The 22,198-nt window shown below is 47.6% G+C and carries 20 protein-coding genes; 3 read left to right on the top strand and 17 right to left on the bottom strand.

Features of this window, described 5'->3' with window-relative positions:
• On the top strand, positions 1-1,891 hold a 1,891-nt coding region (locus tag NY78_RS14410; RefSeq protein ID WP_043637362.1), incomplete at its 5' end, for an AAA family ATPase.
• 114 nt (positions 1,892-2,005) lie between these two features.
• A complete protein-coding gene (locus NY78_RS25545; protein ID WP_231584004.1) occupies positions 2,006-2,374 on the top strand; it encodes a hypothetical protein in 369 nt (122 codons plus the stop codon).
• 211 nt (positions 2,375-2,585) lie between these two features.
• Here NY78_RS25545 and NY78_RS14400 read toward each other — a convergent pair whose 3' ends face one another.
• From NY78_RS14400 to NY78_RS14385, 4 genes are all read right to left on the bottom strand, one after another.
• Entirely contained in the window at positions 2,586-3,107 is a 522-nt protein-coding gene (locus NY78_RS14400) for a phospholipase D family nuclease (protein ID WP_043637357.1), read from the bottom strand.
• Positions 3,108-3,139: 32 nt separating this feature from the next.
• Entirely contained in the window at positions 3,140-3,598 is a 459-nt protein-coding gene (locus NY78_RS14395; protein ID WP_043637354.1) for a thermonuclease family protein, read from the bottom strand.
• 273 nt (positions 3,599-3,871) lie between these two features.
• Positions 3,872-4,351 carry an HAD family hydrolase gene (locus tag NY78_RS14390; protein ID WP_043637351.1) on the bottom strand — a complete coding sequence of 160 codons (480 nt, stop codon included), beginning with the start codon at positions 4,349-4,351 and terminating at the stop codon, positions 3,872-3,874.
• Positions 4,352-4,724: 373 nt separating this feature from the next.
• The gene (locus tag NY78_RS14385; RefSeq protein ID WP_043637349.1) at positions 4,725-5,132 is read right to left on the bottom strand and encodes a MucR family transcriptional regulator; all 408 of its coding nucleotides are present in this window, start codon (positions 5,130-5,132) and stop codon (positions 4,725-4,727) included.
• A 353-nt stretch (positions 5,133-5,485) separates the two neighbouring features.
• Between NY78_RS14385 and NY78_RS23880 the strand changes: the two genes are divergently transcribed.
• Positions 5,486-5,764, top strand: coding sequence for an HU family DNA-binding protein (locus tag NY78_RS23880; protein WP_043637347.1), 279 nt, complete (start codon positions 5,486-5,488; stop codon positions 5,762-5,764).
• Positions 5,765-6,149: 385 nt separating this feature from the next.
• Here NY78_RS23880 and NY78_RS23875 read toward each other — a convergent pair whose 3' ends face one another.
• From NY78_RS23875 to NY78_RS23160, 13 genes are all read right to left on the bottom strand, one after another.
• Positions 6,150-7,634: a TM0106 family RecB-like putative nuclease gene (locus NY78_RS23875; RefSeq protein ID WP_082140049.1), complete on the bottom strand. Its 1,485-nt coding sequence runs from the start codon at positions 7,632-7,634 to the stop codon at positions 6,150-6,152.
• A 459-nt stretch (positions 7,635-8,093) separates the two neighbouring features.
• Positions 8,094-8,435 carry a helix-turn-helix transcriptional regulator gene (locus NY78_RS23170; RefSeq protein ID WP_053062232.1) on the bottom strand — a complete coding sequence of 114 codons (342 nt, stop codon included), beginning with the start codon at positions 8,433-8,435 and terminating at the stop codon, positions 8,094-8,096.
• 1,510 nt (positions 8,436-9,945) lie between these two features.
• The gene (locus NY78_RS14370; RefSeq protein WP_053062231.1) at positions 9,946-10,968 is read right to left on the bottom strand and encodes a TerC family protein; all 1,023 of its coding nucleotides are present in this window, start codon (positions 10,966-10,968) and stop codon (positions 9,946-9,948) included.
• Positions 10,969-11,297: 329 nt separating this feature from the next.
• Complete coding sequence (locus NY78_RS14365) at positions 11,298-11,681, bottom strand: diacylglycerol kinase (RefSeq protein WP_043637343.1); 384 nt, start codon at positions 11,679-11,681, stop codon at positions 11,298-11,300.
• A gap of 72 nt (positions 11,682-11,753) precedes the next feature.
• On the bottom strand, positions 11,754-12,227 hold the full coding sequence (locus NY78_RS23865) for a phosphatase PAP2 family protein (protein ID WP_082140047.1): 474 nt from the start codon (positions 12,225-12,227) through the stop codon (positions 11,754-11,756).
• Between the two features lie 315 nt (positions 12,228-12,542).
• Positions 12,543-12,833 carry a hypothetical protein gene (locus tag NY78_RS24790; protein WP_156180954.1) on the bottom strand — a complete coding sequence of 97 codons (291 nt, stop codon included), beginning with the start codon at positions 12,831-12,833 and terminating at the stop codon, positions 12,543-12,545.
• A gap of 217 nt (positions 12,834-13,050) precedes the next feature.
• A complete protein-coding gene (locus NY78_RS23860; RefSeq protein ID WP_082140046.1) occupies positions 13,051-13,443 on the bottom strand; it encodes a pyridoxamine 5'-phosphate oxidase in 393 nt (130 codons plus the stop codon).
• A 145-nt stretch (positions 13,444-13,588) separates the two neighbouring features.
• A complete protein-coding gene (locus NY78_RS23855) occupies positions 13,589-14,161 on the bottom strand; it encodes a lipocalin family protein (RefSeq protein ID WP_082140045.1) in 573 nt (190 codons plus the stop codon).
• Positions 14,162-14,298: 137 nt separating this feature from the next.
• Positions 14,299-15,417, bottom strand: a complete 1,119-nt coding sequence (locus tag NY78_RS14355; RefSeq protein WP_197084257.1) for a sensor histidine kinase — start codon at positions 15,415-15,417, stop codon at positions 14,299-14,301.
• A complete protein-coding gene (locus tag NY78_RS14350; RefSeq protein ID WP_043637338.1) occupies positions 15,407-16,051 on the bottom strand; it encodes a cobalamin B12-binding domain-containing protein in 645 nt (214 codons plus the stop codon). The genes NY78_RS14355 and NY78_RS14350 overlap by 11 nt, the downstream gene beginning before the upstream one ends.
• A 28-nt stretch (positions 16,052-16,079) precedes the next feature.
• Positions 16,080-16,451, bottom strand: coding sequence for a response regulator (locus NY78_RS14345; protein WP_043637335.1), 372 nt, complete (start codon positions 16,449-16,451; stop codon positions 16,080-16,082).
• 308 nt (positions 16,452-16,759) lie between these two features.
• Entirely contained in the window at positions 16,760-19,363 is a 2,604-nt protein-coding gene (locus NY78_RS23165; protein ID WP_082140044.1) for a PocR ligand-binding domain-containing protein, read from the bottom strand.
• Positions 19,364-20,357: 994 nt separating this feature from the next.
• Positions 20,358-22,148 (bottom strand): sensor domain-containing diguanylate cyclase, encoded by a 1,791-nt coding sequence (locus NY78_RS23160; protein WP_197084256.1) that lies wholly within the window; start codon positions 22,146-22,148, stop codon positions 20,358-20,360.
• Between the last annotated feature and the right edge of the window lie 50 nt (positions 22,149-22,198).

Below are 22,198 nucleotides of genomic sequence, written 5' to 3'. Positions count from 1 at the left end.
AATTCCTGAAGGCATCTGGTACGAATCCATCAGCGCCAAGACCAAGACCCAGGACATCGACAAGCATTGCACATTTAGCAGCGTTGACGAGACCGAGATTCAAACGCTGCAGCAGCGCCTTGCCGAAAAGGCCCCGGCGGAAAAAGCGAAGCAGCTGAAAAAGCAGAAACAGCATATCGACACTCTGGTCCAGGACGCCCAAAAGTATTTGGAGCAATTATCGGACGAGAATTGCCGGTGGATCATTGCTGCCAAGAAGAAGTCGATCCTCAAGAAGACAGCGGCAGATACGGCGGCGGAAAAGGTGTTCTCCAGCAGCGAATTGGAAGGCATCGGGTCTGATATATGGAAAGAGCTTTGGGAAGCGGCCCGGAACTACTCCGTATCGGCTGCCTATAAAGAAGCCGAGTACCCGAATGTCTCTGATGGTTCCCGTTGTGTCCTGTGTCATCAGACCTTGACCCAGGAGGCCAAGAACCGATTGATCTCCTTCGAAAACTTCGTAATGGGTGAGATGCAGAAAGCCGCAACCGAAGCGGCCACGGAATATGAGACTGCCAGTCAAACTATCGATCCGCTACCGACATCGGAGACGCTGAAGACACGTATCGATGCGGCTGGCATCCCACAGGATGAAGTTGCCAGCCAGGTGACCGATTTCTTTGCTCAATTGCAGGCCAGAAAAGATCTACTTCTTGGGATCTACTCCGAAGAAGCCATTCCCGATCCTCTGCTCTCACCGAAATGGATCGAAGAAGCCAACGCCCAGTCGAAAAGCCTCGGTGAACTCGCGGCAAAATATGACGAAGACGCCAAAACCGACAATCGAGAGGAGATCAAGAAGAATCTAAACAGCCTACAGGCCAGAAAGTGGTTGTTTGAGCACCGCACCGCCATTGTTGAAGAAGCCACCAGATTGAAGCTACTGAACCAAATTCAGGAAGCCAAGAAGTCGACCAACACCAAAGCCCTATCCCAGAAGAAAGGGGAACTGGCAGAAGCTTTGATCACGGATGCGTTCGTGCAAAGATTCAACGTGGTGCTCAAGGCCCTGGGCGCGTCTCATGTGAAGGTTGAGCTCGTGAAATCAAAAGTCTCTAAGGGCCGCGTCCTTCATAAACTCCAGCTTCGAGGGGCCTCTCAGCATGGGCTCGCCGATGTTCTGAGCGAGGGAGAAAATCGGATCGTTTCCATTGCAGCATTTTTGGCCGACGTCACCGGCAAGAGCAACCATGCCCCGTTTGTCTTCGACGACCCTATATCCTCACTCGACCAAAGCTATGAGGAGGCCGTGGTTCAAATGCTGATCGAGTTGTCTCAGGACAAGCAGGTCATTGTCTTTACCCACCGCCTGTCCTTGTTGGGTCTCATCCAAGAATACTCGAAAAAAGTTGATCGAGAACCAGAAATCATCTGCATTAGGGCTGAAACATGGGGGGCTGGGGAGCCTGGAGACACTCCACTCTTCGTTAAAAGACCCGATAAAGCATTGAACAGTCTCATTAATGATCGACTTTCCAAAGCAAAGAAACTACTCCAAGAGCATGGCAAAGATGTTTATGAGCCATATGCAAAATCTCTATGCAGCGATTTCAGGATTCTCCTTGAGAGAATGATCGAATTTGAGCTAATGGCCGATATCGTAGGCCGTTACCGAAGGGATATCAACACCAAAAATAAGATCCACAAGCTTGCCCTGATCAGCGAACGAGATTGCCAGTATTTCGATGACTTGATGACGAAATATTCAAGGTATGAGCATTCACAGCCTCTTGATGCTCCGATTCCGCTCCCCGATCCGGATGAGTTTGCAGATGATTTCAATGAGTTGAAGAAGTGGCAAGCGGAATTTAAACAGCGACCAGTCCCATCTGCACGGGATATGCAATGAAGCTCCTTCTCACATCCGACTGGCACATTGGGCGCACTCTTTATGGCAGAAAACGCTACGAGGAGTTCGAATCCTTTCTGACCTAGCTGGCTGAGACAATTCAGAAGAATACAATTGCTGCACTGCTGGTGGCAGGTGATGTCTTTGCCACCAGCGCTCCGAGCAATCGCGCCAGGAACTCTATTACCGTTTTCTGTGCCGGGTATGACCAGCAAGAATGTTCGAGTGGATTCGCTATTCCTGGATGAAGGCTACGGCACCCTGGACGAAGAAGCCCTCGATACTGCTTTAGAAACCCTTGCAGGTTTACAGCAGGACGGCAAGCTGATCGGCGTCATTTCACATGTACTAACCTTGAAGGATCGGATCAGCACACAAATCCAAGTAACACCTCAGACGGGAGGTAGAAGCTATTATTTACGGGCGCGGATGCTCATGTCTAAATTGAGGGTAACATGTGGTAGAAAGAGGAAAATATGTTAAATCTTAAAAAAGAACCATCCTGAACTGTTAGGAGTCTCGTCGACAAGAGCGTAAAACACCACAGCCACGTTGGCTGACGCACCACAGACGCCTTGGCTGTCTGTTGGCGATCTGTTGGCTGATGCGCCAAAAAAATATTGATAACCGTTGGCAGTCGTCAACAAATACTCAGTCCGAAGTTTGTAAGCCGCCAGCTTCAGTTGGTGGTTGTTTAGTGTTTTTCAGAATGCTCTTTGTGCTTCTCCCAGTTTACCATGTAGATCCTGGCCATCTCGTTGTTGCGAATGATCAATAAATTTTCAGCGTTTTTTTCTTCGGCTGCCTTCGTGAAATTGAAAGAGCCAGTGACAACAATGGAGCCATCAATGATCATAACCTTGTTGTGAGCTATGGCGTGTTTGTCGTCGATATACACAGGGATTCCTTCGTTCCTCAAGAAGGTCGCGCCGGTATAGCGTGCCGACCTTTGGCTCTTGTCCAAAATGGCTTCGATTTTCACGCCACGCTTCGCAGCATCCACCAGGGCTTTGGCTATGGGGGCTGACGTGAAGCTGTAAGTCTGGACGAAAATGGTATCCTTGGCCTGGCCGATGGTGGCCACCAACGATTCCTGTGCCCCGCCTCGAGGCGAGAAGAAAACCTGCACAGGAGTATCGTGCAGAGTGAGGTCGTAGGCAAAAGCCGGCAGGCACCATAGCGCAACGATAAAACAAAGAATTGCAAATTTTCTCATCGGTTAGCCCTTAAAAACTGATTCCTATCGCTCTACTCGGACCATAGGCCCTTTTTTTCGTCCCGGCACTGCAATTCCCAGGCGTTCCAGCCGACACATTCCGGGGTGAACTGGTCGCGGCATAGCTTCATGTTCACGCGTGCCAGACAGGCTTTGGCCAAAACGTTGGCAATTTCCTCTTGGCCGACAATTACCCGGGCCACGGCCACCCCATCCTTGCCCTGGCCCATGGGGATTACTTCGGCAACGTTGTCCCATTGGTGGCACCAGAACGTGGTCCTTTTAGTGGCCGCCTCGGCATGTTTCGCACCGGCTTGCGGGACGGCTGTGGCGAACAGGCGAATTCGTTCTATTTGCCCGTCCGGCTTGGCGATGTCCAGGGTCGCTCCATCGACGACCGTGACCACTTTGCCCGAAAAATTTTCGGTCGCGAGGGCTGGCGTCGCTACCATCATCATGGAAAAGAAAATGGAGAAAATGAAAATTTTCAAAAGCAACCTCCGCACTCCACGGCAATAACCATAATATTATGAAATAATACCTAGATAGCGGAGGAACTCCAGTGGTGGGGGAAGTTTCGATGCTCGCTCCGGCTCGGTACTCGGCGAGTACTCGAAAATGGTTGCTGCACATGGACGGCTCCGAATCGGCCGCGAACCTGGTCCCTGTTTTCCCTCCTGGCGTCATTTACCATTTACCAATTTCGACGTCCCCGGGCTGGAGGTGACCGCTTGCGAGAGATTGCGGCATGCCCCAGTCGGCCGTCAACATCGCAAGGTGGCGGCGAGGCGTTTGGGGTTAAGCAGTAAATCCAGCGCGGTGAGGATGTCACGACACGCCACCCGCGATGCCAGGATGGTCTTGACTGCAGCCCCTTCCTCGCCAATGACCGCGATTCCCAAGGCCGCTGCGGCCAGCATGAGGTGATCGTTTTGCCCGTTGCCGATGGCTACCGTCCACTCAACTCCGATGTCCTGGACGCACTTCAGCTTGGCCTTATCCTGCTCCGCCGGGCCAAGAATGGAAAGCTTACACGGCAAACCCTCAAGCTGGCGGTTGACCGTGCCCATGGTGTCGGCAGTGACCACGTGGATCAACAGATGGTGCGGCGGGAGGGCAAGTTCTCTTAATCGTTCAGCGACTCCGGGCACAAGCGTCCCGTCCGTAGCCAGGGTGCCGTTGTAATCAAGCACCAGGTGCCGAACCTCAAGAGAATCTTGGCCGGGTATGGCATACAGCGCCATTGCTGCCTCCGTTGAGATTGCTGATGGCCAAGGTCCTCAATGCCTGTTTCCGGGGCAGTAGCAATTCGGTCCAGCTCCCGGTTGTCCCCTGGCTCCATCGGTGATCACGCGGTGGCTCCACTTTGTGAGCACTCAGTGGCTCCATGGGGGCGGTCCGGACTTCGAAAATGGTGGACGCCAGGTGGCCGGGACCCGAATCGTCAGCCACTTTGGTCCCGATTTGTCACCCCCTGACAGAATTCTCCATTTTCGAGGATGGTTGTCTGGTTAGGCATGTCATCCGTCAAGACAAAAAAAGCCCCAGCACGGGGAGGCGCACTGGGGCTAAGGGGGAGGCCGCATCAGGCCGGGCGGCATCGAATGGTAAACATTGCTATTCGGCTTTGTTCTTGGTCCGCCGCTCCCAAAGCTTCATGTCCTTCATCTTGGTGCGGCGTGCCCGGGTCAAGGATTTACACGCAAGCCCCTGCGACTTTTTATATCCGTATTTTTCCTTATATTCCTCTGGAGTGAGACCATGGGAGGCCAAGTGCTTCTTGGTGATGACCTTGAAGGACTTCCCGCACTCAAGGCAGGTAATTGAGGATTCCTTGATGGCCTTTTTCGGGTCCATGGCCGAGGCGGTAGCATCGGCATCACTGGTGGCGATTTGGCCGGTGCTGAGAGCAGCAATACCCTTGGCGATGGAATTGACCATGCTGACGATTTCATCTTCTGTCATGGGTCGGGCAGTGGCCTGGGCCTTCACAATCTCAAGAGCGCATTGAAGATATTCGTCCATTATGTCCTCACTGGATGGCTTTGTTGCAAAATGAAAAATACTGTCTGAGAAGAATGATCGCAAATTTAAGAAAATTGTCAAGTGCCAAGTGCTATGAAATTTCAATGCGATGCATCTAGAGTGTTCTTCAGAATCATGTGTAATGAAAATTTATGTACAATCAGTTTTATTGTGCGGGAATTTTACTTAATATATAGCGCAGTAAAATGCTTTGACTGATTTGTTTCGCGAAAAGGAAGCGTTGTGATGGTTTTGGAGAAGCTGATCAGGCTTGGATGAAAATCCACTTGGCGGCATCTGAATGCTTGCAAGTCTTTTGAATAGTTAATACTCTGTCGGCACGGGGGTGTAGAATGAACAGAGGCGAACTAATCAAAGAGCTTTCTGAGAAGTATAATCTTGATCCGCAATTTGCTGCCGACTTCGTAATCCATTTTTTTGACTCTATTAAACAAGCTCTGAACGATGGGGGCCGCGTAGAGCTTCGGGGATTCGGTTCATTTGCAGTAAAAAATTATGAAAGCTACACAGGTCGGAACCCAAAAACTGGCATTCAAGTTGAAGTGAAGCCTAAGAAGCTTCCTTTTTTCAGGCCAGGAAGGGAGTTGAAAGAATATCTTAACCGCAAATAGCTTGAAGCAATGGTCTCTGGGAAGGACTCGCGAAAATGGAGAATGCCAGGCCCTGTGGACCCGATGAAAGCCGTTTGCAGGTCCAGTGTTCGCCCCGAAACGACATTTACCATTTTCGCAGGGGGGTCAAATACCTCCGGCCCAGCCGGGGCAATCCTCTTCAAGCGTCACGCCCATGGCGCGTCATATGGCCTGACCTGACCTTGCCTGACCTATTTGCCCACTACTGCGCCAGGGGTGGGCCGCAAAAAATGAACAGAAGGCCGTTTTTGAAACAGTGCTATGTGCGTTTAATGGATTTTCAGAATTCGATTGTAAATTCTGGTATCACAATTTTTCAGAGAAGGCATCTCTTGTGAAATTATCCATTTTGTCTACGCTCTATTCATAAGCTCTTAATCCCATCAAGAAGAACACGTGTTGCTCTACAATCGTCTTCATTGTAAAGTAATACTCTATCTTTGTCGGATGGATCTCGTGACTTAACCCACTTGTCAAACCATTCAATGGAGGCAGCCCCTGATGGATTCTTGTCTCTCCACGAGAAGCCTAGGTATTTAGCAAGCGTCTTGATGGAGTGATCATTGGTGGGCCATTCAGTTTTTTTAGTGACAACGTCAAAATAAAGATCAATTGCGTTCGCAGGGTCAAAAATAATTTCGATATCATTTTGCGAGCAGACATCAGGATACTTTGCCTGAAGCTTTCTCCAGATTGTTCTTTCGTACTTTGAGTAGTAATAGATTGAACATGGTCTGTTGCTTAAAATGAATTCATAGGCCTTTTTGAATTCAGAACGTTCTTCTACACATGATTCGTCTTCCGTGAAAAAACCAACAAATTCTTCAGTCTGGTTGTCAAAACTAGTCCTTTTCACAAACCCATGAAGGTAGCAAAAATCCCTGAGTGGATCGACTTCGATATCAAAGAATAGCTCTGTTGAATGAGCCGGAAAAGAAATTGCTTCTGTCAAATAGGGTTTGGGACTAGGGTCTTTTAAAAGCTGAGCACGTTTTTTGAACTTCAATAGTGAGTCAGGACCAATTCCTGGAAATATTGTCTTTTTGCCTTTTGTGTATGCACTTATGTCGCACTGAGCTAAATCGTCAACAGTATCAATATATAACGCCAGAGAGTCGCGCTTCGAGCGCCCTAGGCCTGGTATTAATGTCAAGTCGTCTAAACGTTTAATTTCAGTTTTACAGGCTTCGTACCATTGGCGTAATTTGCAAATAGCACAACTTGCGGGACGAGGAGTGGTCCGTTTCGCTACGATGTCACGGGCGTTTTGCAGGGACACTTCGTACGTCTCCCAAAGCGTCGCTCCACCTTTGTCAATTGATGTCAACAAATTGTAAGGGATAGTTTGCCTATTTATATCCAAAATAAATGGTTCGTAGCTTTGTGAAAAATTCAATTGGCGTAGAATGTCAGTGTACAGCGCAACCTGTACAGCGTAATGCTTCTTTGGTTTAGAAAGATCTTCATTTCCTTCAAGTCCTGCCCCGGATTTGATGTCACCAGCAATATATCCATATGAGGTTTTACGTAAAAGATCAGGATCGCCAAGCAAATCGTCCTTGCGAATTCTTCCGCCGTGGATCAATGGTACGCCCGACTTGATGGCTTCAATAGTTTTCGTTTCGCGCTCAATTGCCGGAAGATGAGCAAGGTCTAGGCACGGCTCACCTAACTTGCTGACAGTATCACCCTCATGCTCAGCTCCACGCTCCCAGAGGAGTCTGACGAAGGGGCTTACTTCGACCTTGTCCGCAGGGTTGGCAAAGCAGTCCATGTGGACTCTGGTTGGACATTGCACGAGATCGTAAAGCATCGACCCCGTGATTTTTGTGCCTGGATGTTCAGCCATATCTTGTCCTTATTTATAAACCGCTTAGCCTGAAGTTGTGCAATACGTTTATGTTTTGTATAAGAACGAATCGCTGCATCTATAAAATATTCAAATATTGCAAAACAAAGAAACTATGTAGCATTGGCAGTTGGATCAACATATCAATGCAATACAGTAAATTGCAAGTTGAAAATAGTATTGATGTTAGAGGAAAGCGAAAACTGCAGTACATTACGTGTCGGAACTGTTTTTATTTCAAGTCGCCAAAGAGTTAATGGATCCTCCACTTCGAAAATGGTAGACGCCGGATGGTGGCGGACCAGGATCGGGATCGAACCTAGTCCCGCTTCTCCTCGCTGGCGGTGGTTACCATTTTCGACGCCCCTCAATGCGACGAGTGAGGTCGTGGCGACATGTTCAGTGACGCATCCAGTGGCCCCGTCAATCCCGCGTCCGTGGCGTGTCGTTTGCTCCGGCTCAGACCAGGAACACCATCGGGCTGGACCCAAAAACTTTGGCCAATTTCGCTGCCATTTTCTTGCTGATGGGCCTCCGGCCATGCTCAAGGTCTGACACCACGGTCTTCGACACACCCAACCGCTTAGCCAGTTCGACCTGCGTCCACCCCTCACGTGTCCGCCCGCCGCGAACCAATCGGCCAGGATTTCGCGGACCGAATACCTCTTCAGGGCCGTAAGTTTCAGTTTCTTCAATGGTTTGGCGAATAGCGGCTTCAACGGCGTCCGCGACATTGCTTTTAACCCGGATGTGTAGATCAACAAATCCGTCGGTAAGTTGCGCCCTCGTGACTTCCGACATAGAGCACCTCTATTTCATTTTCTTCATTATTTTCGCGCCACACGGCGACGTAAGTTGGTCGTCCGCGCAGAATATGGCAGTGGTGACAACCAGGTCGGCCGGAGATTTTTCCGTAATGGGGCCACCTGGGTAGAACCGGACCGATAGCCTCCAGCTCGGAGGTGAGGAATTCGACAGCATCCCGGACTTTGGGCGGAAGCTTGGCGATGCCCTTTCGCGCCGTGTTCGAAAATCGAATTTTCCAGCCCATGGGAAAGAAATACACTTTTTTTGTGAACTGTCAAAGACGGAAGATGCTGGACGGGAATTCCAGTCGGAGCAGATGTCCAGAATAATGTCCAGGGAGGCGTACCGTGCGATTTCGGCTCTTTGGCGACAGAAAGGCCGCGCAGAGTGTCAACGACCGCCAGAGAGGCGTTTAGGGGCATTGGGGACGCCTAAAAAAGCCTCGCCGGGTCCCATGTGGGACCCGGCGAGGCTGCTACTCGATTTTATTGCAAGTGCTGTCGAAAACCTGTTCCTGCAACCCTACGTGACTTTTGTCAGCTTGCGCCGGTCATTGCGACCAGGCCGATCGCCTTAGCTCCTAGCGAGAAGGTTTTTCCCTTTCGCTTTGTCGGGTCCCGAAGAGAACCTTCGGTGCCGTAACTACTGGCTCTCGTTTAGCCGGGTGTAGAACATCATGTTGTCTTGTGCGCTTTCACGCCGGTTTTCTTTCGACAACTCCACTACGCCAAGTATCTTGTTCTGCTGTTTAGCTTCGGTCTCGCAGTCTTGGTCGTCATTTCGAAGATTGGCGTTTGCCGATCGTCTTTTCAGCCCTTGTGCACCACTGTGGGGGATTTCTGTCGTGGGCGACTCGTTTCGCCATTTATGGAGCAATGTAGTCCATCGGCGTTAACCATCCAGCTTATATTCTGTTGAGCGTTGCCGCCAATCCGAGTCCAGTCAACATTCTCTTCTGCGTCAGTCGTTCTTGGCATAAAATCGTACTGTTTCGCAGTCATGTACGATAAGATAAGTCTTGTCGTAATTCAGGCCGGGGTTATACACCCTGTTTGGCCTTCATTTTTGGCGACTTCATTCGCCAGTTATGGGAGTTGGCATTCGTGACAGTGCTACTCCTGTTAGAGTTAGCCCCGTTTATGGGCTTCCTGTATTTTTAAAGATAAGGGTTTGGACCTCATTGTAAAGAGGATTTATCTAAAATTCTGAAAATTTTGCATTGATCTAGGAATATTGGCGTTTTTTGAAGCGAATAGCCGCCGTGGAATTGCTTGACGGCTCAACTAGGCTTCATTTTTTTAAAATTGCTAATAATACTAAATGCTAGCGGTAGACGGGCACCGGGCGCTGTTCCTGTTCGGCCAGAATTGGTGACGCTGGGCACCCCGGTGAAGCCACCGCCACGGGGTGCACGCCATTACGATTTGTTCTGCCATCATGAATGCACCCCCGGCGTATCTATGCATTGGGATTCTTAAGGGACAGCAGTTTTCAGCATGTGGAATCAGGGCTCGCGGCCCCCTTTCTTTTCACGGTCGGCGGAATCGGTTTTAGTCGGGCTGCCCGGCACCCACCAACGCGCCGCCTCGTTAAGTTCTTCCTCGGTTGGCTCGGCCCGGGTCTTAAGCATCGAAAAGAGTATGGAAGCGATGATGATGCCAGAAGTGATCAGCAGAGCGATCTCAGTGGGCACAATCTTCGCTCCGAACCATGCGTTGACGATCATTTTCGCGCCAACGACCACGAGCACAAGTGACAGGCCGTATTTGAGATAGTGAAAACGATGGATGATACTCACCAGGGCGAAATATAGAGCCCTAAGGCCTAAAATAGCGAATACGTTCGATGTATAGACGATGAATGGGTCTGTGGTGATGGCGAAGATTGCGGGTATAGAGTCTAGAGCGAAGACCAAATCGGTGAATTCTATGACCACCAAAACGATGAGAAGAGGCGTTATGTAGAGCACGCCATCACGTCGGATGATAAATTTGTTGCCTTCGAATCCTGGTGTCACCCTGAAATGACGACGCATAAAAAAATTGATGCGATTTTCATCCAGGTTAGGCTCCTGTCCCACAGTGATCAGCATTTTGACCCCCGTGAATACAAGGAATGCTCCGAAAACGTATATGATCCAATGAAAAGTATCGAGAATCGCCGCGCCAGCAAATATAAGCGAGGCACGCATGACAAGTGCCCCCAGAATGCCCCAAAAAAGAACCTTGTACTGGCAGTCGCGGGGTACGGAAAAATGCAAAAAGACAAGGACGAACACAAAGATATTGTCGATTGAAAGGCTTTTTTCGATAAGATAGCCAGTTATGTACTCCGTTCCGGCTTGTGGACCTAGAAAGTGATAGACACACCCACCGAAGGCTAGGGCCAGCACGACATAACCAAAGCTGAGTAGCAGAGCCTCGCGTACACCGATCTCCCGCCCTTTGCGGTGTAATACGCCAAGATCCAGGGCCAGGAGGATCAAGACCAGCAGATTGAAGCCAATCCACATCCACGCTGTTTCCACTTTTTTTGCCTCCTGATTGTCCCGGGAAGTGCGTTTGCCTCGTTTCGGCAATTTCTCCGCCGAAGCCAAGATAACGCAGGTTTCGTACCGGAGCACCCTTCCTGGGGCTTTTCTATGATTCTACCGGCCTTCTTTAATGTCATCAGTTCCCATAGGCTCGATATTTTGTGGCATTAGAGATGCTGCAATACTGCTTATAAAAGAAGATACTCTTCTTTGGCTTTAATCCGGGGTTGATCTGTGAATAGTTTCAAACATAATGTTTGAAAGTTATAGAAAATTTTAGTCTCGAATTCTGTTATTCGTTGAAACCTAAAAAACATCTTGTTTTAATAGTTTTTCAAAAATTTTACTGTCTCAGCGCCTAAAACAACGACCCAAAGAAGAATTGATATCCCAGTGGCGGCCGCTGATATATCTTTAATTACTTTAATCTTCTCATTTTCGTGTGTTTCGATAAAGTCACACAGGGCTTCAATGGCGCTGTTGAACATTTCGGCAATAAGTACCAAACCTGTGGCCGCCATGACAAGAAGAGCGTCTATCCATTGATGCAGGACAATACAGATCAAAAGCATAAGTATTGAAAGATATACTTTGTAAGCGACACTAAAATCATAACGAATAGCATAACGAAGACCAGAAAGGCAAACCTTAATTTTTCGAATTGGGTGATACCCATATTCTCCCTGTCCGAGAAACTTATTTCGCACGTGTAATTCCTCCTTTACAGATACAACTGGGATTAAATCTTTCCAGCCATTTAGATTTTGGAAGTCATGGGGTCATTTTCTAAATAAAATAACATAGTACAACCCAGCTACGACAATCATAGCTAGAATAAAACCTGCCAGGACATCTGAAACATAGTGAACTTGAAGGTAAATGCGTGAATAACCTACGCAGAATACCAAAAACAGGTTCAAGACAGAAAACGATGTTGCCCATGTTGGCGGAAGGAATTGAAATATAACAAAGGTTAAGGACAAGAAAAAAGAAGTTGCCTGAGCTGTGTGAGCGCTGGGGAATGACCAGTCAGGTGGCATAGCCACAATAAGTCCTTCAGAGGAAGGGCGCGGACGGCGAAATAATAACTTTGCCACATGGACAGAAGCTACAGTAAGTAGCAAGCTTAAACTAATAAAAGTTGATTGGGCATACTTTCCATCCAAAACCAACAGGAAGCAGAGCAACATAGATAATGGCAAAAGAACATATAACGAACCAATCCAGGTGATGGCAGTAAAAAATAAGTCCATAGTGGCTTCCTGGTAGTTATTAAGATCTTTTCAGAAACAACTATATCTCAATAGATTTGTAAACTGTAGCAGTCGTTCTACCTTTTGCATCGGAATTTATTTACACGATGGTTAATGAGCGTTGCTTTAAAGGCAGAGGCTAACAAAAACAATATATCTCATGGTAAGCAAAATTTCATCACTTTAACATAAAATGCACAATTGAAATAGGCCGAGAAATTAATTGTTGTTGTCCATTAATCTTGCAACTCTAGATTAATGGTCTATCCATACATCATTAATACCCCGGCCTTTCTGTTTACAGAGCGTCTTTAGCTATTTCTTCTCGTCGGGATTGTTTGAATCTTTATGGCCATAACCGTGTGCCTCCTTGAAAGCGTGCCATTCGTCATGGTCTATGCCACCAGATTTGTCGACGTCGATGATGACAAATGCCGCTGCTGGGTCGCCATTCGCTTTAAAAAATTCAACGAATTCTTCTTTTACAACAACCTTGTCGCGGTTTTTGTCAATATCTCCAAAGTGGCCGTCATATTTTCCGCCAGCAATAGCAAAAACTGCAATTAGAAGTGCACTCAGGAAAGTTAACACAGCAAATTTTTTCATAATACCTCCGGATAAGTTGATCCCACAAAATACGATTGATTTCGATTCCGTCAACCCTTCTGGGCAATGCATCACGTGGGCAAAATCCGAGACGGTAGACTCTCCATTTTGCCCAATCAAAATTGGTCGCTCCAACTCCGCAGGACCAGCCCACGTGCATTTAGGGCCGTTTGTAGGAGAGCTGGCGCGTGAACCAATTCCAAACTGCTATGTTGTTTCAGTTTACTCCGATTAAGGGTAATTCCTTGTCAATTTTAAAGAACACTAAGAATCTCTTAGATTCTTTGAGTTCAAGTTCTTTGGGATGGCAGCGACGACAAAGGTCATGGAGAAGCGCTGTATCTTCTTCCTCGCGAAGCATGGTCAGGGAGAGACGCTTGCCTTTGTATCCAGGGCCACTCTCCATGAACAAAAAATGGGCCTTCCCATTGCCAAGAACATTTTTATGGCTAAGGCGATCATTCATAACAACAGCCAATGAGCCGTCGTCCATCACGTGTGGTCGTGAATAAACGGCTGCATTCGCTTCACCAGATGCATTTGATGTAGACAGTACGCCAAACCCCTTGGTTTCTTCAAAGTACATTTTCAACTCCTTGGCATCTGTCATTTTACACTCCGATCGGTTGATGGTTGAAAATAGCATTATTGGTGGTATCGCTTGGACTGTCTGTGCTTTTAAAGAGCAAAACGTCAAAATTACCCGACAGGTTCTTTCACTTCAGAAAGTGCCAGAAGATTAGCGCGTCTAGGGATCAATCAGATCTAGAGCACTCATGATTAACTTTTAAAAAACGCGAACTGTCAAACCCAAGCTCTTCTGCTTTTGCCTTGAATTCTTTGAAGGTATTTTCATCAATAGTCTTCGTGCGTGAAAGAATCCAGAGATAGTTTCTGTCTGGTGTTCCAACGAGGACGTGCTGATAGTCTTCGTCTATTGATAGGATGTAATATTTCCCCTTGAATGGTGCCCTGAATTGAACATAAAGCTTGGAGTTGTCTCCTTTATTGATGGGCCATGCTATTGCTGTCGCTGTGACAAGATTGCCATCTCGGTAGCATGAATTTTTTACTTCAACTTTTCCGCTATCTGTAAGCAAATATTCTGCTTTAGTGCATTTGCATCCAGCTTGAAACCAAGCGTAGAACTCGTATACCGAAAACCAAGTGCCCTGGTACCGATTGAGGTCGACGTTTTGGACGGTTTCAAGGGGCATTTCTTTTGCGAATAAATCTCTTATGATATACTTTATGGGTAGTTTCACAAAAGCGACAGTCAGGATTGCTATGCATAAACATATTCCTGCCAACACTATAAATTTAAGCAACAACAGCTCCTTTCACAGGCCAGAGGCCGTGACAATTTGTTCGTTGCGAATATTTCTTAAAATTGTTACAATTTTTGAACCGCAATGACTAACAGTTCGGATAGCGATAGAAATTCCACTAGCCATTTTTTATTTGCTCACTCTTTTGCCACAACAGGCAAAGTGAAATAAAATGTTGAACCTTCGCCTTCACTGCTCTCCACCCAGATGCGTCCACGATGGCCAAGGACGATGCGCCGGACGATAGCAAGTCCCAAGCCTGTGCTACGCTCTCCTTCCGTGCCTTGCTTCGAGACCCTGGTGAAAGGTTGGAAGATTAAGTCGATTTTGTCTTTGGGGATTCCAACACCTTGATCACGAACCTCAACTGTCACAAAATCACCGCTCATAAACATATTCACCACGATTGTAGTGTTTCGCAGTGAATATTTCAACGCGTTTGACAATATATTGTTGAGAACTTGCTCGATTTTTATTGAATCAAAATCTAGCTCAGGAATTACTTCATGCACGTTTAAAATTATTTGGATATGTTTTTTGGCTGCAATAGCTGAATTCAGTTTGACAACCCTCTTAACGAAATTAACGTAATCACATCGAGATAAATCAAGCCCAAGCTTTCCAGCTTCAATCTTTGAAAAGTCCAGCAAATCGTCCAGCAATTTAAGCATGTAATTGCTAGAGTTTTTTATTATGCTTAGAAATTCTTTCTGCTCATCCGTCAAAGACTTAGCTTCATCCATGACAAAATCACTGTAGGCAATAATAGCTCCAATAGGGTTTCTCAGGTCGTGTGCGGCCATTCCTAGAAACTGATTCTTAATGTCGTTAAGTTTTTGCAACTCGCTGTTGTTTTTTTGAAGTTGCCGTGTCATGTTGCTGAGTTCATTGTTTGTTTCAATTAAAGTCTTCTGCAGAGTGAGTACTTCCGTGCCCGAGGCCTCTCCGTAAACATCCACTCCCTCGGTAACTTTAAAAAAACTGAAAAAAAAAGTCCGAGGAAGGTCAGCACAGGTATTAACAGAGGCCGGAACATGGGTCATTTCATTCTGTGCGGCCTGGAGTGGGTCAATGGTCTGTGTGAAAGCAACAAAAATCTCGCTAAAATTCAGGCCAAGCGGATCCGGTTGCAAGGTAGCTTTAGCAAAATTATTTGCTTCTAAAATGCGGCCAGAATTATCTAGCCGCAAGTAGATCATTTCCGCAAAATCATTAAGGAACCTGGCGCTCACATTGTCAACGGATTTAGGTCGCATAAGCATCTGCCTGTATATATCCTTCAAGTTCTGAAAAGGAACGTATTAAATGAACATGTTCAGTTGCCTTCAGAATTTCGCTACCAGAGAAGCTAAATGCTTGTCCCCCGACAATAATTGATAGCTCCGGATGTCGGTCACGGATTTTGCCAATTGCCGTGAGTAGGTTCGGCATATTATCCTGCAAACTTAGAGAAAGGCCGACCATATCTGGTTGATTTGTATCGATGAAGTCCAGAAGGCTCTGGAGTGGAGTATTTGCCCCCAGGAAAATGGTGTCCCAGCCGTTGAGTTCCAGTATATCAGCGACCATTTTCCCGCCGATCTGATGGTATTCGTTCGCGGTGCAGGAGATGACAGCTTTCTTACCGCAGTGGTCCGCCATGAAGATTCTGGGGTAGACCAAGGGGAATAGACTTTCAGTGATTGCCGTTGCCATGTGCTCCACTGCGACGGTGATTTTGTTTGCAGCCCAAAGATCACCAATAGCATACAGCGACTTTTGAAAGTAACTAAGATACAGGGTTTTGATGTCGATGTCAGTTTCCAAAAGACCAAGAATAATTTGCCGGCATGCCCTGCGATCACCGGCAACTAGGCTTTGAAAATAACTATCGTAAAGGTCAGATTCCATGTCGGCTCCATGTGTTTACTGCCGGGACTCAACTCTCTGCGATGGAAGCCACCGCTGCGAGAAAACGCTCCTTATCAACAGGTTTCTGGAACGCCTCGTTAGCACCAAGCCCCTTAGCATACTCAAGAAAGCACCCCCCTGTCATAGTTTTCCCCCCACCTGAAAGGACGATCACTCCCTTAGCGCAATGCGAAGCAACAACATCCATCGACATCTCTAATCCATCTGCCTCTGGCATAAAAACATCAGTAACAACAACATCTGGATGGCTTTTGTGGCATTGCTCAATGCCTATTCTGCCATTGCTGGCCTCTATGACCTCATGCCCCTTGCTGACAAGCCATCGACGCAAAATACATCTATATGTATCGTCATCATCGACAAGAAGAACTACTGCCATGTGATATCCCTCCTGCTAATGTAGCTACTAACTATTGTCTTTCGATAAAAATTGGCTTGCAAGTTCCGGAAGAAATTTAAAAAACATAGATTAAATGTCAGAACGGAATTTTGCATGCTAGAGAGCCTATTTTGAATGTCTGTAATTTTTTTGCCACAGTCATAGTGCTGAAAGGGCGAATTTGTGTTGGTTGGTTTATACTTCTCCGCCCAGAAGATTGTTTATGCTACTTTTTGCAGTATTCTTACGCATATATTGGTTGAATTATTTCGTATTGTAACTGCACAACAATGTATGCATGAAACTTGTCACGACTTCTTCATTGTCACTCTTGCTATCGCATCAATGAGTTCCTGCTTGCTAAACGGCTTGGAAACGTAGTCGTCCATCCCTGCTTCTAGGAATGTTTCGCGGTCTCCTAGCATTGCATGAGCAGTCATTGCTATTATTGGGATATTTGACTTTGAAACAAATTCTGGCGCGCTTCTTATTGATTTGGTCGCAGCGACACCGTCCATGACAGGCATCTGGATATCCATTAAGATTAAATCAAAATCGGATTTGGCAAGTTTCGCCAATGCATTTTTCCCGTCGACAGCCATCGTAGTCTTGCAGCCAAGCTTGTTTAGAGTCTTGCAAGCAACTATTCTGTTTATCTGTTCATCTTCAACGACAAGGATGTTTAAGCCTGGAGATATTTCATTCTCAGTTGTTGGCTTAACGTATTCGTTGTCTGTCCTTGTCGTGGTTGCAAAATTAAACTGTAAAACGACATAAAATGTTGTTCCCTTTCCAATCTCACTATCTATGCAAAGACTTCCACCTAATAGGCTGACAAGTCGTTTGACGATAGCCAGCCCCAGCCCAGCTCCTTGCTTGGATCGAACATATGATCCGTCTACTTGTGTAAATGGTTCCAGAATGTCTTTCTGTCTGTCGTCTGGTATCCCTATCCCAGTGTCGGAAACTGAAATAAATATTCGGCACGATTGTTCCACGGGGCACGGCAGGAGTGATATTTCAACGGAAATACTTCCTTCTGGCGTAAACTTGATGGCATTTCCGACGATGTTGAACAGTATCTGTCTCAACCTTGTTTCATCACCAACGAGGCGGCGGGGAATTTTCTTGTCCAGCGCGACGTTCAAAATCAATCCATGCTCTTTGATGGATAGCAAAAAAACGTCACAAATGGACTGAGTCATCTCTTCGATGTCGAATTCAACTTCGTCAATAATGGTTTGCTTGGCTTCTATCTTTGACAAGTCAAGGATGTCAGACAGCAAGCGTGTCAATCTTTTTGACGACTTAATTGCACCCAGTAGATACTCTTTTTGTTCGTCGCTCGGCTCCGTTTTTTCAAGGAGTTGTAACATGCCAAGTATGCCATTGAGCGGTGTGCGGATTTCGTGGCTCATGTTCGCAAGAAATTCGCTCTTTGCTTTATTTGACGCCTCCGCTTTGTCTTTGGCAGAGATTAACTCTTGTTTGACCGCATCAAGCTCTGTCAGGTCGATGTCTAGACAAAATAGCTCTAAGTCGCCATGCCCTGTTGTTTGCATGACATGGCTTGAATAGACTGGGACGGATGTCCCGTCTTTGCGCATCAGGTTAAGCTCGCCCGCAGGGATGGCCTTACCTTCTTCTGCGTATTGTCGAATTGCTTCAACAACATGAGGACGCATATCGGGTGGAATTATTAGGTCTTCAAGGTGGACACCAATTGCTTCATTTTTCTTGTATCCATAAATTTTTTCACTGGCATTATTCCAGTAGATGACTTTCCTGTCACGATCATAGCCTTGGACAGCCACTGAATCAACGTTGTCGAATAATTTTTTAAAGCGTGCTTCACTTAGCTTGATGGCATTTTCTGCCTGCTTTCGATCAGAAATGAATCTGGCTTGTTGAATATTTTGGTACGCCATTGAAGAGAGTTGTTTGGTCAGGGTAAAAAGAACTTGAGCGATTTGTCTGAAGCTCTCTGGTGTCATGCTGGGAACTTCACGGAAAGCCTCAACCACTTCGTCTTCGTCGGCTCCGATCCGTTTTGCATAGTCGCGCATCTGTTTTTCGTTTTGGCTTGCGTCGCGCACTTGGCCGATCAGCCAGTTGGCAATGTGTCGTCCGCCTACCGAGATACCCGCCCCTGCGTCCCACAGCCCCCCGCTCATGCACGGCCGAATGGTTGGTCCAGAAACGGATAGCTGTCCAAGCATGGCGTCTGATCGAAAACAATTGGCCTGACCTTTTTCAGTTTTGCGAATAATATCGCTACACAGACGGCAAAAGTTACTCGGATTGGTAATGGGCGTTCCATCAGGTCGGGTAATAATAGAGGCTACACGCGTGGCATTGGCAAATTCATCTTGGAGACGCTGGATATCGGTCAGGTTAAACATGTCTTCAAATTGGATGCCCTCGGTGTCCTCGAGGGGGCGTGTAAGCGCCACCATCCGTCTTTCCAGCGCTTCTTCAGTGCGTTTGCTTTCTGTGGTGTCAACGTATATACACATTCCACCAATACAATCTTTATTTAGATCGTAAAGTGGGAAAACATTTGCAACAATGTGGAGTTCTATTCCGTGGTGATCACTAGTAGGGACTTCGATATCTCTGAATATTTTATTCTCTTGAATGCTTCTACCTACGACAGTTGGATGGGATGGATCGTTGTAAAAAACTTCACTTAAACTTTTCCCGCAACATGATTCTACAGAGCCATCAATTTTAAGCATGTCAAGGCAAGCTTGATTCGTTTGAAGGACTCGCTCATCCGTATCAACAAGCAGGTACGGCATGGGTAAACAGCTTAAAACAATCTGGAATAAGCCCTTGTCGTGGATCGGTGTTTGGGCGAAACTATCGAGTTGCGATTTAATTCTCCTGCTTGCCTTTTCGGAATCCGACATATTCTTGCCCGCCGCCTTGGGTTTTCCACTTTGTATCAATCATATCAGAGTCAATGGTCTAGCGGAAGGGGGTGGCGTCAGCTTTTTGCTAAGTGATCATGATAACAGCGCCGGTATGCCAGGCAGTCCTCTGGCTGCCTTTCGAGAACTGTGAACCAGCACAATGGTGTTTAGGTACGGGGCAATTGTCGGTGGGAAGGTTGTCGAGCCGGAGGTGATTGACCCCGGCGGCTCGGACTTCGCAATGGTGCCAACGGATCGATGAAGCCCAGTCCGGGAGCCCTACGGTTTCCTTGAATGGACAAAAAAAGCACGCGCAAATGAATCAGGTCACCAGACAACCAGACTCTGTCGATAGCGGTGCCAACAGGAACAAGCCTATGACCGTGCTGGTAGGATTCACCCGACATCCTCCACGAGGGGCCACTCGCCTATCACCCCTGGAGCCACCAGAGACTGAGAGAGATCTAATCTTATCTCCCTTTCGAAAATGGACAAATTGCCAGCGGCTGCCCAATTTTGGACCAAGTGAAGACTCTATTAGGGTCCCGTTGGAATCGTACTCATGGTTATGAAGCAAGTGGCAGCGTCACAGCTAATTGGTTCAATTTGTCAAGGTAAAGTGGTAAATTTGAAAGTCTTACCCTGGGATTTTTAGCATCGAACTCTGAAAAATAGGGGGAAAGTGGTAAAAGTCACGTCTTTGTCGGCGCTCTATAAATCTCGCTTTGGAGCTAATTCCAGGTAGTGGAGCGAGTGACTTGCCCATTTGCCCAGCTTTTTAAGGATGGCATGGGATTTAGCATTTCAGCCCATCATGTATCACTTCCTGAACGATTTATCAGCTAAGATTTGCCATCCCTCGCTGCAAAAAGCCGAATATCAATGTTTAGCAAACACTACACCACCGAAGAATCGTGGAGTACTAGCTTAAATCTGAGATGAATATGGCGATCATGGAGATGAAATTTAGATTCTAACAAATGGTTTATTATTAGACAATAGTCGGTAGTGTCTCGATGAATTGGATGCAATTGCGTCCTTTATCTTTAGCCAGGTATAGTGCTTGATCTGCCAAGTGTAACAGGTCATCGGATGTGCATGTTGCGTCTGGCGTGGCCACCATGTAACCGATGCTCACCGTTACTACCCCAAATGGAGAATCTTCATGTGGCAGTGCTTGATCGAGTATTGACTGTCGAAGGCTCTGGGCTATGGACTCGGCTTGCTCCTTGTTGGTATAGGGGCAAATAAGACAGAACTCCTCTCCACCGAAGCGGGCCGCTACGTCACCGGCACGCCGGGCATGGTTCTGCAGGATTGAACCTACTTGCTGCAAACATGCGTCCCCGGCCTGATGCCCGTACCGATCATTGTATTGCTTGAAATAGTCCAGGTCGAGGACGAGCAAAGCCAGAGGTTTGCCACCGTGACCGGCACGGGCCCACTCCGAAGTCAACGCTTGGTCAAAACGACGGCGGTTGAAAAGGCCTGTAAGAGGGTCACGAACGGAAAGCTCCTGCAGCTTCGCATTGGCAATTTCCAGTTCTGCGGCCTTCTGCTCCACCAAGGCCAGGGCCTGCTCAACACGGATGTTGCTGGCATGCAAGGCGGATTCCCTCTCTCGGGCCTCAATTGCGGTTTCCCGAAATAGATGAAGTGCTGCGCCCAGTCGCCCCAACTCGCTGCAACCAGCCGGAGGCAGGGAGACATCCATGTGCCCTGCAGCCACATTCTGCATCGCCGTGCTCAACCATGAAAGCCTGGCTATGACATGGCGGTCTATTTGAAAATGCATCAAAAGCGCAACGCCAACAAAGCCCAGCCCGGTAGTTATAACTAGAAACAGAAAGTAGCGCCGACGCGTAACGTCTACCTCAAGTCCAGTCCGGCTCACCGCATCGAGTCCGCTGCGTACCATATTGTCAGTCGCTGCATCGACCCGTTCCAATATTTGTTCGTTCACGTGATTCAGCGCTAGGCTCTCCTCATTCAGTCGCAGCTCTCGCCCCCGTAGGCGTATAAGACCGTCTTCTCCACGAACAAGTCGTTTTAAATCTGCAAATGGCTGCGCCAATTCCCGTGACAAGCCCCCAGGGAACCGGTCGAGAGTTATTTCGATAGACTCCAGAGATGCGTTTAGCACCTGCAGAGAGAGGTTCAAGGTCGGCAACGTTGCATCTTGGCTTGCAGCAAGCAGACGACCGTTGACCGCCTCTATTTCCCCATAGAACCTAGCCACCGGCAACAATATTGTGAGTTGGTTAGCCATGTTCGCAATTCGATCGACCGGCGGGGAAGGCTGGGACATCAGACTGTGAATTACATCGCTGTCCCCCTCGAGAATGCGAACACGATAAGTTAAGTGCTGCTGGAAAGCCAAAAGATTGGCCAACAGCATCTCCCTGGCCCCTCGCTGTAACAGCCTCAACCTGATGCGTTCATCCACAATGTCCCGCATTCGCTGCAGATTATCAGTCAGTTCAGACAAGAGGCTCCCGAGCTCCTCGTTCGTGCCCTCCGCAGCCCCCTGCAAGCTGGCTTGGGATTGTTTGAGGGTCTTTAGGGCCGTGTCGACGCGGTGAAAGGCGACCTCCCGTTCGTTCGCTGTCGAGAGAAAAGCCAAGGGGATACCAGATGCCCCGAGGGCTTCGGCAGCCCGGGCAACCCGGAAAGTATTGACCGTGGCCGGAAGCTGAACTTCCAAAATCTCACCGACCGAAGATATGACCGAGGAAGATACGAACAAGGCCGCGAGAACAGCCAGGGCCATCACCCCGCTCATGGCCCCGAATCCGAGGATCAGACTCGATCTGATGCTTAGCCGCGCCAGGA

Origin of the sequence: Desulfovibrio sp. TomC (assembly GCF_000801335.2) — a bacterium.
Classification (GTDB): domain Bacteria; phylum Desulfobacterota; class Desulfovibrionia; order Desulfovibrionales; family Desulfovibrionaceae; genus Solidesulfovibrio.
The sequence above is the reverse complement of the archived record's forward strand: the minus strand, read 5'-3'. Positions and strand labels throughout refer to the sequence as shown.

What these genes read in the sequence shown, in the direction of transcription:
- NY78_RS14400 (WP_043637357.1), bottom strand. Translation starts at nt 3,107, where the DNA reads ATGAGAAAATTTGCAATTCTTTGTTTTATCGTTGCGCTATGGTGCCTG.
- NY78_RS14390 (WP_043637351.1), bottom strand. Translation starts at nt 4,351, where the DNA reads ATGGCGCTGTATGCCATACCCGGCCAAGATTCTCTTGAGGTTCGGCAC.
- NY78_RS14385 (WP_043637349.1), bottom strand. Translation starts at nt 5,132, where the DNA reads ATGGACGAATATCTTCAATGCGCTCTTGAGATTGTGAAGGCCCAGGCC.
- NY78_RS23880 (WP_043637347.1), top strand. Translation starts at nt 5,486, where the DNA reads ATGAACAGAGGCGAACTAATCAAAGAGCTTTCTGAGAAGTATAATCTT.
- NY78_RS23875 (WP_082140049.1), bottom strand. Translation starts at nt 7,634, where the DNA reads ATGGCTGAACATCCAGGCACAAAAATCACGGGGTCGATGCTTTACGAT.
- NY78_RS23170 (WP_053062232.1), bottom strand. Translation starts at nt 8,435, where the DNA reads ATGTCGGAAGTCACGAGGGCGCAACTTACCGACGGATTTGTTGATCTA.
- NY78_RS23865 (WP_082140047.1), bottom strand. Translation starts at nt 12,227, where the DNA reads ATGGACTTATTTTTTACTGCCATCACCTGGATTGGTTCGTTATATGTT.
- NY78_RS24790 (WP_156180954.1), bottom strand. Translation starts at nt 12,833, where the DNA reads ATGAAAAAATTTGCTGTGTTAACTTTCCTGAGTGCACTTCTAATTGCA.
- NY78_RS23860 (WP_082140046.1), bottom strand. Translation starts at nt 13,443, where the DNA reads ATGACAGATGCCAAGGAGTTGAAAATGTACTTTGAAGAAACCAAGGGG.
- NY78_RS14355 (WP_197084257.1), bottom strand. Translation starts at nt 15,417, where the DNA reads ATGCGACCTAAATCCGTTGACAATGTGAGCGCCAGGTTCCTTAATGAT.
- NY78_RS14350 (WP_043637338.1), bottom strand. Translation starts at nt 16,051, where the DNA reads ATGGAATCTGACCTTTACGATAGTTATTTTCAAAGCCTAGTTGCCGGT.
- NY78_RS14345 (WP_043637335.1), bottom strand. Translation starts at nt 16,451, where the DNA reads ATGGCAGTAGTTCTTCTTGTCGATGATGACGATACATATAGATGTATT.
- NY78_RS23165 (WP_082140044.1), bottom strand. Translation starts at nt 19,363, where the DNA reads ATGTCGGATTCCGAAAAGGCAAGCAGGAGAATTAAATCGCAACTCGAT.
- NY78_RS23160 (WP_197084256.1), bottom strand. Translation starts at nt 22,148, where the DNA reads ATGAGCGGGGTGATGGCCCTGGCTGTTCTCGCGGCCTTGTTCGTATCT.